This window comes from Pseudarthrobacter sp. S9, assembly GCF_050156545.1.
Classification (GTDB): domain Bacteria; phylum Actinomycetota; class Actinomycetes; order Actinomycetales; family Micrococcaceae; genus Arthrobacter.
In genome coordinates this window covers 3,146,873-3,161,357 of the sequence record NZ_CP189576.1, presented here as the reverse complement: position 1 = coordinate 3,161,357, position 14,485 = coordinate 3,146,873, and the positions used below count along the sequence as shown (strand labels likewise).

Annotated in this window: 10 protein-coding genes; 2 read left to right on the top strand and 8 right to left on the bottom strand. The window is 65.0% G+C overall.

Annotated features, from left to right (window positions below; genetic code table 11):
- Nucleotides 1–7: 7 nt before the first annotated feature.
- Nucleotides 8–1,936: a translational GTPase TypA gene (gene typA / locus ACQCSY_RS15125; protein WP_427130010.1), complete on the bottom strand. Its 1,929-nt coding sequence runs from the start codon at nt 1,934–1,936 to the stop codon at nt 8–10.
- Between the two features lie 268 nt (nt 1,937–2,204).
- Between typA and ACQCSY_RS15120 the strand changes: the two genes are divergently transcribed.
- Nucleotides 2,205–3,107: an SGNH/GDSL hydrolase family protein gene (locus ACQCSY_RS15120; RefSeq protein ID WP_427130008.1), complete on the top strand. Its 903-nt coding sequence runs from the start codon at nt 2,205–2,207 to the stop codon at nt 3,105–3,107.
- A 148-nt stretch (nt 3,108–3,255) separates the two neighbouring features.
- Here the strand turns inward: ACQCSY_RS15120 and ACQCSY_RS15115 are convergent, their stop codons facing one another.
- From ACQCSY_RS15115 to ACQCSY_RS15095, 5 genes are all read right to left on the bottom strand, one after another.
- Nucleotides 3,256–4,971 carry an ABC transporter ATP-binding protein gene (locus ACQCSY_RS15115; protein ID WP_427130006.1) on the bottom strand — a complete coding sequence of 572 codons (1,716 nt, stop codon included), beginning with the start codon at nt 4,969–4,971 and terminating at the stop codon, nt 3,256–3,258.
- A gap of 11 nt (nt 4,972–4,982) precedes the next feature.
- Nucleotides 4,983–5,975, bottom strand: coding sequence for an ABC transporter permease (locus ACQCSY_RS15110; RefSeq protein WP_427130004.1), 993 nt, complete (start codon nt 5,973–5,975; stop codon nt 4,983–4,985).
- Entirely contained in the window at nt 5,965–6,894 is a 930-nt protein-coding gene (locus ACQCSY_RS15105; RefSeq protein WP_427130002.1) for an ABC transporter permease, read from the bottom strand. The genes ACQCSY_RS15110 and ACQCSY_RS15105 overlap by 11 nt, the downstream gene beginning before the upstream one ends.
- A 218-nt stretch (nt 6,895–7,112) precedes the next feature.
- A complete protein-coding gene (locus ACQCSY_RS15100; protein ID WP_427130000.1) occupies nt 7,113–8,753 on the bottom strand; it encodes a peptide ABC transporter substrate-binding protein in 1,641 nt (546 codons plus the stop codon).
- Between the two features lie 281 nt (nt 8,754–9,034).
- On the bottom strand, nt 9,035–10,870 hold the full coding sequence (locus tag ACQCSY_RS15095; RefSeq protein WP_427129998.1) for an ABC transporter ATP-binding protein: 1,836 nt from the start codon (nt 10,868–10,870) through the stop codon (nt 9,035–9,037).
- A gap of 79 nt (nt 10,871–10,949) precedes the next feature.
- Between ACQCSY_RS15095 and ACQCSY_RS15090 the strand changes: the two genes are divergently transcribed.
- A complete protein-coding gene (locus tag ACQCSY_RS15090; RefSeq protein ID WP_427129996.1) occupies nt 10,950–11,579 on the top strand; it encodes a PH domain-containing protein in 630 nt (209 codons plus the stop codon).
- 33 nt (nt 11,580–11,612) lie between these two features.
- Here ACQCSY_RS15090 and ACQCSY_RS15085 read toward each other — a convergent pair whose 3' ends face one another.
- Together ACQCSY_RS15085 and ACQCSY_RS15080 are read right to left on the bottom strand one after the other, a co-directional pair.
- The gene (locus ACQCSY_RS15085) at nt 11,613–12,734 is read right to left on the bottom strand and encodes an ABC transporter permease (RefSeq protein ID WP_427135858.1); all 1,122 of its coding nucleotides are present in this window, start codon (nt 12,732–12,734) and stop codon (nt 11,613–11,615) included.
- A 26-nt stretch (nt 12,735–12,760) separates the two neighbouring features.
- Nucleotides 12,761–14,302, bottom strand: coding sequence for an ABC transporter permease subunit (locus ACQCSY_RS15080; RefSeq protein ID WP_427129995.1), 1,542 nt, complete (start codon nt 14,300–14,302; stop codon nt 12,761–12,763).
- Between the last annotated feature and the right edge of the window lie 183 nt (nt 14,303–14,485).

Genomic DNA, 14,485 nt, shown 5'->3' with positions numbered 1-14,485 from the left:
CCCGGGATCAGACCTTGGCGCGGGCGCGGTTGGCCTTGGCCCGGTCGCTGGTGTCGAGGATCAGCTTGCGGATGCGGATGGACTCCGGCGTAACCTCGACGCACTCGTCTTCGCGGGCGAATTCGAGGGACTCTTCGAGGGTCAGGTCACGCGGCGGCGTCAGGTTCTCGAAGGTGTCGGAGGAAGCGGCACGCATGTTGGTGAGCTTCTTTTCCTTGGTGATGTTCACGTCCATGTCGTCGGCGCGGGAGTTCTCGCCCACGATCATGCCCTCATAGACCTCGGACGTGGGCTTCACGAAGAAGGAGCCGCGTTCCTGCAGGTTGATCATGGCGAACGGCGTCACAACACCGGCGCGGTCGGCGATCATCGAACCGTTGGTGCGGTACTCGATCGGGCCGGCCCAGGGCTCGTAGCCCTCGGAGATGGAGGCCGCGATGCCGGCGCCACGGGTATCCGTGAGGAACTTCGTACGGAAACCGATCAGGCCACGGGCCGGAACGATGAACTCCATGCGGCACCAGCCGGTGCCGTGGTTGGCCATGTTGGTCATGCGGCCCTTACGGGCGGCCATGAGCTGCGTGACGGCGCCGAGGTATTCTTCCGGCACGTCGATGGTCATGTGTTCCATCGGCTCGTGGATCTTGCCGTCGACCGTCCTGGTGACAACCTGCGGCTTGCCGACGGTCAGCTCGAAACCTTCGCGGCGCATCTGCTCGACGAGGATGGCCAGCGCGAGCTCGCCACGGCCCTGGACTTCCCAGGCATCCGGACGCTCGGTGGGGAGCACCTTGATGGAGACGTTACCGATCAGTTCCTTGTCCAGTCGGTCCTTCACCTGGCGGGCCGTGACCTTGGCACCCTTGACCTTGCCGGCCAGCGGGGAGGTGTTGATACCGATGGTCATCGAGATGGCCGGGTCGTCAACAGTGATCAGCGGCAGCGGCTGCGGGTTGTCGACGTCGGTCAGGGTCTCACCGATGGTGATTTCCTCGATGCCGGCGACGGCGACGATCTCGCCCGGGCCGGCGGATTCGGTCGGCACGCGGTCAAGTGCCTTGGTGGCGAGCAGTTCTGTGATCTTGACGTTCTTCAGCTCGCCGTTGGCGCGGGCCCAGGCAACGGTCTGGCCCTTGCGGAGGGTGCCGTTGTAGATGCGCAGCAGGGCGAGGCGGCCCAGGAACGGAGAGGCGTCCAGGTTGGTGACGTGCGCCTGCAGGACACCGTTCGGGTTGTAGGTCGGCGCCGGGATGTGCTCGATGATGGCCTGGAACAGCGGCTCCAGGTCCTCGTTCTCCGGGGCGCTGCCGTCTGCGGGCTGCTCGAGGGAAGCGCGGCCGACCTTGGCGGCGGCGTAGACGACGGGAACGTTGAGAATCTTGTCCAGGTCAAGGTCCGGAACCTCGTCGGCGAGGTCGGAGGCCAGGCCGAGGAGGAGGTCCATGGACTCGTGGACAACTTCTTCGATCCGTGCATCGGGACGGTCGGTCTTGTTGACCAGCAGGATCACGGGAAGGTGCGCGGCCAGAGCCTTGCGCAGGACGAAGCGGGTCTGGGGCAGCGGGCCCTCAGAAGCGTCGACGAGGAGGACGACGCCGTCGACCATGGACAAGCCGCGCTCCACCTCGCCACCGAAGTCAGCGTGGCCGGGGGTGTCAATCACGTTGATGGTGATGGTCTCGCCCTTGGAGGCCGGTCCGTTGTAGGCCACGGTGGTGTTCTTGGCCAGGATGGTGATGCCCTTTTCGCGCTCCAGGTCACCGGAGTCCATGACGCGGTCTTCGAGATGGTTGTGCTCGGCAAAGGAGTTGGTCTGCTTGAGCATGGCGTCGACCAAAGTGGTCTTGCCGTGGTCAACGTGGGCCACGATCGCGACGTTGCGCAGATCACTGCGCGATGCAGTGGCTACCGCGGTGTTGGTGGTGGTTTCAGACATGCGTTATTGCTCGATTCAGTGGTGAAGTCAGCTGTGGTATCGCGACATTTCCAACCGGAACGCACGACGGGTAAGCCCTTTCGGCACAGGGCACCTACTACAAGTCTAAGCGCTAGGTCATTTATTGGCCTAAAATGCGAAACCCGGCGCACCCGGCCGGCACGGCCGGAGCCGGACAAACGGGCGTTTACTGTGAGTAAAGTCACTGGATTTTCGGGCTCCCATGCCCCATCATTGCTCTGGTAGCAGCAAGCCACCGGAGACATTCATGCGCAACGCCTCGGCTCTGTCCCGCTTCGTCGCACCGATGATCGCCGTAGGCGTAGTTCTGGGCGGCTGCGGGCAGCCCTCCGCTTCACCAGCACCCGACGCCGGCTCTTCCGCCGGCTCCTCTGCCGCCGGGCAGCCTGCCACGTCCGCGCGTGTGCCGGCGGGCGGCCCGGGCATGCCCGTCGCCGCCGCATCGGGCGCCAAGACACAGCTCAACGCCGAAGTTGATCCCGCAGACCTGCCGGCGGGATCGATCTACCGCAACCCTGCCAACAGCCGCAGTGAGGTGATCGTTGCAGACATCCGCCATACGGCTGTGCTGATTGGCGACTCCCAGTCCGAGCCGTCGTTCGGCTGGCCGCGGCAGGGTCTTGCAGCCATGGGCTACCACGTCTTTTTCTGTGGCCTGGGCGGTACCGGCTACGTGGCCTCAAACGGAAAGACGGGCAACTACATCGATGCCCTCCAGCGCGGTGACTGGAAGCTGCCCTACGGCGCCCCTCCCCTCGTGGTGATCGAAGGAGGCGGCAACGACGCGGCGCGGGGCGCCACCGACGCGCAGATTGTGGCCAATGCGGAGCGCCTGATCGCCAGCATCCAGGAGCGCTATCCCGCCGCCCAGGTGGTGATGATCGGCACCTTGGCCCGCGGTGCCAGCTACGGCGGCGGCCGCCGAACCCAGGTGGACGCCCTCCTCGGCACGGTTGCGCTGAAGCACGGGCTGCCGTTTGTCAGCGTCGGTGACTGGCTGACCAAATACGAGCTCACGAACTCGATGGCCGACGGCGTCCACTTGAACGCCCAGGGCCACAAAGCCCTAGGTGTCATTCTGGGCAAGCGGCTGCGGGCCATGGGTCTTGAGGCCAAGGAGCCGGCCTCGATTTCCGACCTGTCCCGCTGACGCCGGACAGGAACGCTTGACAGGAACGCCGGACGCGGACGCCGGTCGCACGAACACAGGAGCCGGTGACCGCCCCGAAAGGGCGGCCACCGGCTCCTGTGTTCCTGAACGGAATGCGTTCGTGAACCGCGCCGTGAACTAGCCCGGATCAGGCAACTTCCGGGGGCAGCATCAGGCGCGCACCGGGGATGGCGTTGAGCAGTGCCTTGGTGTAGTCCTGCTGCGGCGAATCGAAGACCTCGTCCGTGGACCCGGTCTCAACCAGCCTGCCCTTCTCCATGACGCACACGTGGTCGGCGATCTGCCGGACCACTGCGAGGTCGTGCGTGATGAACAGGTAGGTCAGTCCCAGCCTGGACTGCAGCTCGGCGAGCAGGTTCAGCACCTGTGCCTGGACGAGGACGTCCAGTGCGGAGACAGCCTCGTCGCAGATGATCACTTCGGGGTCCAGGGCCAGGGCACGCGCGATCGCGACACGCTGGCGCTGACCGCCCGAGAGCTCGTTCGGATACCGCTGCATGGTGGACTGCGGCAGCGCCACCTGGTCCAGCAGTTCCCGGACCTTCTTCTCGCGGCTGGCCTTGTCCCCGATCTTGTGGGTCCGCAGCGGTTCCTCGATGGTCCGGAAGATGTTGTACATCGGATCCAGGGAACCGTACGGGTCCTGGAAGATCGGCTGCACGCGGCGGCGGAAGGCGAAGATCTCCTTGCTGTTCAGCGTGGAGGTGTCCACGCCGTCGAAGATGATCTTGCCTGAGGTGGGCGTCAGGAGGTTCAGGACCATCTGCGCCACGGTGGACTTGCCGGAACCCGACTCCCCCACGATCGCCGTCGTCGTTCCCCGTTTGACGCTGAAGGAGATGTCGTCGACGGCGGTGAAGTCCGTCGACTTGCCAAAGCCCGAGCGCAGCTTGAAGACCTTCTTCAGGTTCTCGATCTGCAGGACCTCTTCGGGCATGGACGGCGTAACCACGACATCATCAGCGGGTGCGAGGAGATCGTCGCTGTCCACGCCGAGCTCCTTGGCCACCTGGATGCGCCGGGACGCCAGCGACGGCGCCGAGGCAACCAGCCGCTGGGTGTAAGGGTGCTGCGGGTTCTCCAGCAGCTCCAGCGACGGCCCGGATTCGACGACCTGACCGCGGTACATGACCACGACCTTGTCGGCACGCTCGGCGGCGAGGCCGAGGTCGTGCGTGATCAGCAGTACTGCGGTGCCCAGTTCCGTGGTCATCTTGTCCAGGTGATCCAGGATCTGGCGCTGCACCGTCACGTCAAGCGCGGACGTCGGCTCGTCGGCGATGAGCAGGCGCGGCTGGCAGGACAACCCGATGGCGATCAGCGCGCGCTGGCGCATGCCGCCCGAGAACTCGTGCGGGTACTGCTTGGCACGCCGGGCAGCGTCCGGCAGCCCGGCTTCGGAGAGGACCTGGGCGACGTCGTCGGGGCCGTCGGGAAGTCCGTTGGCCTTCAGTGTCTCGCGGACCTGGTAGCCGATCTTCCACACTGGGTTCAGGTTGGACATCGGGTCCTGCGGGACCATGCCGATGCTGTTTCCGCGGAGTTCGATCATCCGGTTTTCACTGGCGTGCGAGATATCTTCGCCGTCGAACAGGATCTGCCCCGCCGCGACGCGGCCGTTGCCGGGCAGCAGGCCGATGGCGGCCAGCGCCGTCGTCGACTTGCCGGAGCCCGACTCACCGACGATGGCGACGGTTTCGCCCGGCATCACGGTGAGGTGGGCATTCCGGACGGCGTTGACCTCGCCGTTGCTGGTGGCGAAGCTGATCGCCAGGTCCTTGATTTCAAGCAGCGGGCGCTCATCAGCAGTGCCCACTTCGTGGATTTCGACAGTGGCGTTCATGGCGTCCCCTTTCATCGCTTGCGCGCTTTGGGATCGAGAGCATCGCGGAGGGCATCGCCCAGCATGATGAAGCTCAGGACTGTGATGGACAGTGCGATGGCCGGGTAGAGCAGCGGCATCGGGTTGGACCGGAGGGATGCCTGCGCGGCCTGGATGTCATTGCCCCACGACATGACGCTCGGCGGGAGGCCGATGCCCAGGAACGAGAGCGTGGATTCGGCAACGATGAACGTGCCCAGTGAAATGGTGGCCACGACGATGATCGGAGCCAGCGAGTTCGGCATGACGTGCCGCATGAGCGCGCCGAACTTGGAAACGCCCAGGGACCGCGCCGCCGTGACGAAGTCGGCGTTGCGGACTTCGATCACGGCCCCGCGGGTGATGCGGGCGATCTGCGGCCAGCCAAACGTGATCAGGATGAGCACCAGGGTCCATGCCGTGCGGTTCGCGCGGAACATCGGCAGCTGCATGAGGACAATCGCGCCAAGAATCAGCGGCAGGGCGAAGAAGATGTCATTGATGCGCGCCAGGATGGCGTCCACCCAGCCGCCGTAGTAGCCGGCCAGGGCGCCCATGACGCCGCCGATCAACAGGACGCCGAGGGTTGTGAACAGGCCCACCGTCACCGAGGAGCGTGTGCCGAAGATGACGCGGGCGTAGACGTCGCACCCCTGCTGGGTGAAGCCCAGGGGGTGGCCGGCAGCCGGGCCGCCGTCGGAGTTGGCCAGCTGGCACGCCTCAGACGTCGGGTCGATCGAGGAAAAGAGACCCGGGAAGAGCGAGACGGCCACGACGACGAGGATCAGGAAGGCCGAGATGAGGAAGAGCGGCTGCTTGCGCAGGTTCTTCCAGGCTTCGCCCCAAAGACTTAGCGGCGCGTTGTCTTCCTTGACCCGGTCCGTCGCCTGGAGGGGCGTCTCCGCCACACCTGCAACGAAGTGCTCAATATGACGGGTCGCACGCGCGGGAGCGGCGTGCCTTGATGTGATGTTCTCAGGAGTCATAGCGGATCCTCGGGTCAAGCCAGGCGTAGAGCAGGTCAACGAGCAGGTTGGACAGGCAGTAGATCAGCACCAACACGGTGACGATCGAGACCACGGTGGGGCCTTCCCCTGACAGCACGGCCCGGTAGAGCCGGTTGCCCACACCCGGCACGTTGAAGATGCCTTCCGTGACGATTGCCCCGCCCATGAGGCTTCCGAGGTCTGCGCCCAGGAAGGTGATGACGGGAATCAGGGAGTTGCGCAGGATGTGCACCCGCACCACCCGGAACCGTGACAGGCCCTTGGCGGTTGCGGTGCGCACGTAGTCGGCGTTCATGTTCTCGAGAACGCTGGTGCGGGTCAGGCGCAGGACATAGGCGAAGGAGCCCAGACCGAGCACGATCGCCGGCAGGATCAGGTCCTGGACCGTTGCAACCGAGCTGACGGTCGGTTTGGCCCACCCCAGCTGGACGCCGATGGTGAACTGCAGCAGGAAGCCGAGCACGAAGATCGGGATGCCGATGACGATCAAGGACGCGACCAGAACCGTGGCGTCAAAGAGCTTGCCCTTGCGCAGGCCGGCGATCAGGCCAAAGACGATGCCGAAAACACCCTCGAAGATCAGCGCCATCACCGCCAGGCGCGCCGTGACGGGGAAGACCTCGCCGAGCACCGCGGCGATGGGGCGTCCGGAGAAGTCCTGGCCGAGGTCGAAGGTGAAGATGCTCTTGAGGTAGAGCAGGTACTGGATCCAGAACGGCTGGTCCAGATGGTACTGGACCCTGAGCTTCGCAGCCACGGCCTCATTGACGGGCTTGTCGCCGAAGAGAGCCACGATTGGATCGCCGGGGAGACTGAACACCAGGAAGTAGACCAGCAGCGTTGCGCCGAGGAATACGGGAATCAGTTGGAGGAATCGCTTGAGAATGTAAGTCGCCATCAGCGAATCACACCCCCGTGAGCTGGCATCCTGTCCAGGGATGCGGTGGAGTTGTTCATCAAAGAACCTTTTCACTATGGATGCAGGCCGGCGCCGGTTCACTCACGGCGGCCGTGCTGCGAAAGTACACCCGAAGGGGCCGGGCCATCAGGAAATGAGGGGGAAACACAGCGACGGCGGAGGCCCCAGTCTGGGCAGCCCCCGCCGTCGTACTGTTATTACTTGCCGGTGACGTTGTAGTACAGCGGAACGCCGTCCCAGCCGTAGTCAACGTTGGTGACCTTGTCGCTCCAGCCGCCCTGGGCAACCTGGTACCACAGCGGGATGGCCGGCAGGTCCTGGAGGAGGATCTCCTGGGCCTTGTTCATGGCCTTGTTGCCGTCGCTGACGGACGGGGCGTCCAGTCCATCGGAGATGGCCTTGTCGAACGCCGGGTTGGCGTAGTCGGCGTCGTTGGAGCCTGCACCGGTCTTGTAGATCGGTCCCAGGAAGTTGTACAGCGACGGGTAGTCCGCCTGCCAGCCTGCGCGGATGGAACCGGTCAGGGTCTTGGCCGTTGCGTCGTTGCGGGCTTCCTTGAAGGTTGCGTACGGCTTGCCTTCAACCTTGATGCCGAGGGTGTTCTTGAGCTGGTTCACGACAGCTTCAACCCAGGCCTTGTGTCCGCCCTTGTCGGCGTTGTAGGCGATGGTGAACGTCTTGTCAGCGTCCCACTTCTGGATGGCGTCGGCCTTGGCCCAGGCATCCTTGGCCTTGGTGGCGTCGAACTTCAGGTTCTCTGATCCGGGGACCGAGTCGCTGTAGGCGTCAAGCACGGGAGCCGTGAAGTCCTTCGCCGGCTGGCGGGCACCGCTGAAGATCACCTTGGTGATTTCGTCCCGGTTGATCGCCATGGAGATTGCCTGGCGGCGAAGCTTGCCGGCCTCACCGCTCCATTCCGGCAGGTATTCCGGGATGGCGATGGTCTGGTTGCCGGCGTAGGGCTTGTTGATGGTGCGGTCGCCGAGGTCGGTCTTGAAGTTCTTCAGCGCGCTGGTGGGGATGGTCTGCAGGATGTCCAGGTTGTTGGACAGCAGGTCCTGGTACGCGGCGTCGTCGTTCTGGAAGATCTTGAACGTCACGCCGGCGTTCTTGGCCTTGCGGGGGCCAGTGTAGTCCGGGTTCGGAACGAGCTGGATCTGCACGTTGTGCTGCCAGCCGCCGTCCGCAAGCTTGTACGGGCCGTTGCCGACCGGCTTTTCGCCGAAGGCCTTCGGGTCCGTGAGCGCACCGGAGGGGACCGGCACAAAGGCAGTGTAGCCCAAACGCAGCGGCCAGTCGGATTCCGGCTGCTTCAGCTCTACGGTGAACGTCTGCTCGTCAACGACCGTCAGGCCGGACATGGTCTCGACGGTCGAGCCTTCTGCGCTGGCTTCGTCGTAGCCCTTGATGCTTTCGAAGAAGCCGCCGCTGAGCTGGGCGTTCTTGGCCGCGGCTCCGAAGTTCCAGGAGTCAACGAAGGACTTGGCCGTGATGGCCTCGCCGTTCGTGAACTTCTGGTCCTTCTTGATCTTTATGGTGAAGTGCTGGCCGTCCTTGCCTTCAATGGACTCTGCGAGTTCGTTGACGGGCTTGCCGCTGGGGTCGTAGCTGACCAGACCCGCGAAGATCATGTCGATGACCTTGCCGCCGCCGACTTCGTTGGTGTCGGCCGGCATCAGGGGGCGCTGGGGCTCCGAGCCGTCGGCAAGGATTACTTTGCTGGTGTCGCCACCGGTGTTGCCGCTACCGGCAGAGGTGCCGCTGGCACCGCATCCGGTCAGGGCGAGGGCGGCGATAGCCACCATGCCCAGTGCTTTGGAAGTGCGCGAAAAACGCATTCCGCCTCCTATGAGTTGTGGGAGTTCGTGAGGGAAAAACTTATGTTTCCCCGCAGGCAGGCACAGAGATATCCCTGTGACGTGGCCTACATATGGAAGTAGCCTAGCGCCAAAATGTCCAAATGTTGGAACTCTGTTGCCAAACCGTGATCCGACAACCCTGTGACGGCTGGAGTCAACGGCAATGTATTTCAGGTCACACAATACCGGCTGGTAGTATTCGCGCCCGCGGCGATCCGGGTTACGTGCGGTTAACTGGAGTCCAGCCAGCTGGCACTCTGCTAACTGGCGCCTGCCAGCAGCTGGGCGCGCAATTCGCGCCGCTCGCGCTGCTTGTCCGGATCCGGCAACGGGACGGCGGCCAGGAGCCGCTGGGTGTAGATCTCCTGCGGGTTGCGCAGGATCTGGTCCCGGGTCCCCTGCTCCACGATCCGGCCGCGCTGCATCACGCAGATCCGGTCCGCGAGCACGTCCACGACGGCGAGGTCGTGGGTGACGAAGAGGCAGGCAAAGCCCAGTTCCTTCTGCAGGTTCTGGAAGAGGTCGAGCACCTTGGCCTGCACGGACACGTCCAAGGCCGAGGTGGGCTCGTCCGCAACCATCAGCTTCGGCTTGAGCGACAGGGCGCGGGCGATTCCGACGCGCTGCTTCTGCCCGCCGGAGAGTTCGTGAGGATAGCGGTTGCGGTAGTCCCGGGGAAGCTCGACCTGGTCCAGCAGTGCCTCGATCCGCTTCTGCAGCTCGGTCCCCTTCGCCACCCCGGCAAGGAACATCGGCTCGCCGATACTTTCGCCGATCGGCAGCCTGGGATTCAGGGACGACGACGGATCCTGGAACACCATGCCGACGTGCCGGCGCATGTCATGGAGCTGCCGGCCGTTCTTCTTGGCCGCGGAAATGTCCTGCCCGACAACCCGCATGGTGCCGGCCGCCACCGGCAGCAGGCCGACGGCCGCCCGCCCGATGGTCGTCTTGCCCGAGCCTGACTCCCCCACCAGGCCGACCACCTGTCCCGGATAGATCACCAGGTTGGCGCCTTCCACCGCGCGGAAGGCCGGCACCCGGCCCTGCTTCGGGTATTCGATGGCGACGTCGGTCAGTTCCAGCACGGGCTCGCCCAGGGGCTTGGCTGCTTCCGCCGCGGCGAGGGCGGCGAGGGCTGCGGCGTTCTCGCGCTCACGCCGGAGGAGCTCCTCCTCCGGAATGGAGAGGTTTTCGGCGTGCGTGGCGGCCGCGAGGGCGGCCGTGACATCCACGTCCGCCACGGAATCCGAGCCGCCCTGCCCCAGGTGCGGGACGGCGGCCAGAAGTGCCCGGGTGTATTCGTGCTGCGGGTTGTGGAAGATCTCCGCGGCCGTGCCGGTCTCCACGATCAGCCCCCTGCGCATGACGGCGATCCGGTCGGCGAGGTCAGCGACCACGCCCATGTCGTGCGTGATCAGCACAATCGCGCTGTCCAGCTTGTTCCGTAGATTCCGCATGAGGTCCAGGATTTCGGCCTGCACGGTCACGTCGAGGGCCGTGGTGGGCTCGTCGGCGATCAGCAGCTTGGGGTCGCAGGAGAGTGACTGCGCGATCATGGCGCGCTGGCGCTGCCCACCAGAGAGCTGGTGCGGGTAGGAGCGGAACGCCTTCTCGGGGTCGGGCAGTTCCACGAGCTCCAGCATGCGCAGGGCACGCAGCCGGGCTTCATCCGGGGAGACTTCATTGTGGAGGCGGATGGTCTCCACAATCTGCGCGCCCACGGTGTAAACAGGGTTCAGTGCGGTCATGGGCTCCTGGAAAATCACGGCCACGTCCTTGCCGCGGACCGCCCGGATATTCGCCTCATTGGCGCCCAGCAGTTCCCTGCCGGCGAGCTTGACGCTTCCGGTCACACGGCTGTTACTGGGCAGCAGGCCCAGGAGCGCCATCGAACTGGCGCTCTTGCCCGACCCGGACTCCCCCACGATGGCGAGCACCTCGCCCGCGCGCACTTCGTAGTTCAGGCCGATCGCGGCCGGAACCCATTTCTTGTCCACGCCGAAGTCGACGCTCAGGTCACGGACCTCCAGGACGGTTGCACCTTTGCCTGGTGCGGGTGCCACGGGCGGATCGAGGGTGACGAAGTCAGACATGATGGGGCTTTCCTTCCACCCAAGCCGCCGGAGCACCGGGGATTAGTGCTGCGGCTCGGAATACTGAATTATTAGGGGCATGAGCTCTGCGCCGCACGCGGGAAACGTTGAAATCTTCAAGGCCCGAACGAACAAATGGTTCGCATGGCTGTCCTGGGCGGTGGCCGCATTCGGCGTGATGGTGACGGTTCTGATGGCGGGGCCCGGGGCGCTGGCCGGCGCCGCTCCGCTTGTGCTCCTCGCCTTTCTGGGCTGGCAGCTTTTCTGGCTGCCCGCAGTCGTAGTGCACGACGACGGCGTCACGCTGGAGAACCCGTTCCGGTCCATCGTGGTGCCCTGGGCCGCGCTGGTGCATGTCGATACCCGCTTTGCCCTGACCCTGGTGACCGCCAGCAAGAGCTACGCCTCCTGGGCGGCGCCGGCCCCCGGAATCTGGGGCGGCCGCAACGCCCGCCCCGAAGACCTTCGGGGCCTGCCGGCAACCACCTACGGACCGGGGAAGTCGGTCCGGCCCGGGGACCTGAAGACCACCGACTCCGGCCAGGCCGCCATGCTGGTGCGCGCCCGGTGGCACGGGCTGGTGGAAAGCGGTGGGCTCGCCGCCGGCGACGCCGCCACCACAGCAGTGACGGTGACCGTCCGCTGGGTGGCGATCGGCGCCGTCGTACTGCTCCTGGCGGCGAGCTATCTGGCCGTCACCGCCCGGTAACACCGCAATATCAGCTCTGCAGGGGGCCGGCATCTACTCGCCCTGTTTTCCGTCGCCAGCAGGTCCGTCGCTAGCAGATCCGTCGAAAGCAGGTCCGTCGAAAGCAGTGACGGGGGTCTTTGCCCGCGAGGGCTCCTGGCTCGCCTGGGCCGTCTTGGCATTGAACTTCTTCTGCCGCGGATCGAAGGCATCCCGCAGGCCGTCGCCGATGAAGTTGATGCTCAGGCAGATCAGCACGATGAACAGGCCCGGGAACCAGAAGAGCCACGGGCGCGTGGCAAAAGCGGCCTGGTTCTGCTGAATGAGCAGCCCCAGGGACGTGTCCGGGGCCTTGACGCCGACGCCGAGGTAACTCAGCGCCGTCTCGGTGAGAATGGCCGCGGACATGGTCAGTGTGACGTTGACGATCAGCACACCTACGGCGTTGGGCAGGATGTGCTTGAAGATGATCCGCGTGTTGCTCGCCCCGGAAATCCGAGCCGCATCCACGAACTCGCGCTCGCGCAGCGACAGGAATTCTCCGCGCATGAGGCGGGCCAGGCCCACCCAGCTGATCAGGCCTAGGAAGATCCCGAGGGCCAGGACGCCGTTGGTGCTGGTGAAGGAAACGAACCAGCTACCTTGGTCGCGCCGGCCCGCCAGCTGCGCCATGACGGCCGCCAGCAGGAGTGCGGGAACGATGATGATGACGTCGGTGAGGCGCATCAGCACGGCTTCCATCCAGCCGCGGAAGTAGCCGGACAGGGCACCGACCACCACGCCGACGAGGCCGGCTATGAGGCCGATCACCACCATGATGGTGATGGACTGCTGGGTGCCGCGCATGGTCATCGCAAAGAGGTCCCGCCCGATCCGGTCCTGGCCGAAGGGGTGTTCGCCCCAGGCAAGCGGCCAGAAAGAGGCGGTGGGCGCACCCTCGTTGACGAGCGGCGCCACGTCCTCATGCCCATATTTCCACCAGCCGGGGATGCCGGCATAGCCGACGGACGTGAATGCCACGACGAAAATGATCGCGAAGACCGCCAGGCCGATGATGGCGCCCGAATGGCCGAGGAACCTCTTGCGGACAATCTGCCCTTGGCTAAGGCCCTTGGCCTCGAGGATCGGTTCGATTCCGGCGGCATCCGCCCGCCCCAGTCCGGCGTCTTCGGCCATGATTTCATCCTGCTGACTTGGCTGGCTCATGCTTTTACCCTTACGCGTGGATCAAGTGCGGAGTACGCAAGGTCCGCAATGAGGTTGAAACCCATGGCCGTAATGGCCACGCAGATGAACACGCCCATGACCGGGTTGGGATCCACGTGCGAGATGCCGTCAAAGAACAGGAAACCCATCCCCCGGACGGAGAAGACCGACTCCGTGATGACGGCGCCGCCGATCAGGCCGCCGATGTCGAACGCCACGATCGTGGCGATCGGGATCAGCGCGTTGCGGAAGGCATGGCGCATGACGACGGTCCGCTCGGACAGGCCCTTGGCGCGGGCGGTCCGGATGTAGTCCATGTTCATGATTTCCAGCATGGAGGCGCGGGTGAAGCGGGTGTAGCCGGCCAGCGAAATGAGGATCAGGGCCATGGTGGGCAGGATCAAGTGAGTGAACGAATCGAGGCTCAGGACCCAGAAATCTCCCTCAATATTCGGTGTGCCGGCGCCGATCGTGGCGATGGGACGCCCGCGGACCCTGCTGTTGTTGAAGTAGCTCGGCCAGGCCTGCATGTAGCGGTCAAGCACGATGAGGAAGCCCACGAGGAACGAGGTGAGGGCTGCCGCGCGCATGGACTGTCCGCGGTCGTAGCCCCCCATGACGAATCCGATGCCCATGCCGACGAGGACGGCCGCCCCGGCGAGCAGCACGATCATGAGGAACGTGGCCTCGTTCAGCAGCGGCTGGATGGCGAAGTAGAGAACCACGCCCACGCCGACGGCGATCAGCGCCGACTGCAGCGCCTTCCGGTTTTTCAGTCCCGCCGAGAGGAGGGTGACGGCGAAGGCGATGCCCACACCCGCGAGGGCGATGACCACCGGACCGAGGCCCGGCGTCTTGAACCAGCCGGTGGCGGAGAAGTAGACCAGCACGGCGGTCACGAAGGCGAAGGCAACGGCGCCCGTGAGCAGCCTGCGCTTCAGCTCGCCGCCGGCCGACACGGCGGCCACCACACCGAGGCCCGCACCGATCGCCAGCGCAGTCGGGAAGGGGATGTCCGGATCCCGCAGGAAGTTGTTGAAGCCGATCGCGCCGAACTCCTTCAGGAGAACGGCGACCCAGAAGATCGGCAGCGAGAAGAACAGGAACGCCATGAAGGTCACGCCGTAGTCAAGCGTGCTGTACTGGCGCAGGGCCGTGATGATGCCCAGCGTGATGCCGACCAGGATGGCCAGGACGGTGGCGCCGGTGACCAGTGTCAGGGTCTGCAGGAGCGCGTGCCCCAGCGCGTCGGTAATCGGCTGGCCGGCAATGTTCTTGCCGAGATCGCAGGAGTTGGCGAAGGGAACGAGGCATTGCGCCGCTCCGCCCAGCCATTTGAAGTAACGCAGCGGGGCGGGAGTGTCCAGCTGCAGCAGCTCGGTCCTTGCATCCATCAGCTGCTGTTTGTTGGGGGCACTGCTGGCACGGTATTCCTCGAGGGGATCCCCGGACGCCGCTGTCAGGAGATAGACCAGGTAGGACGCGCCAAGAAGAATGAGTGCAGCGGTGATGAGCCGCCGGACTATGTAGGTCACCATTGAAATAGAACCTCGGGATTCGGGCCCAGGTTTTGCCCGGACCGGTCGCAGTGTAGGGCCGGGTGCCGCGGATCACGCGGCGGTCGTGCCGCCTCGGCGGGAGTTTCGCCAGAAGGCGCCGGGACCGTGGTGCTTGGGTCCCGGCGCCTCAACTGTCAAATGTCACTGGCAAGTGTCGCCGCC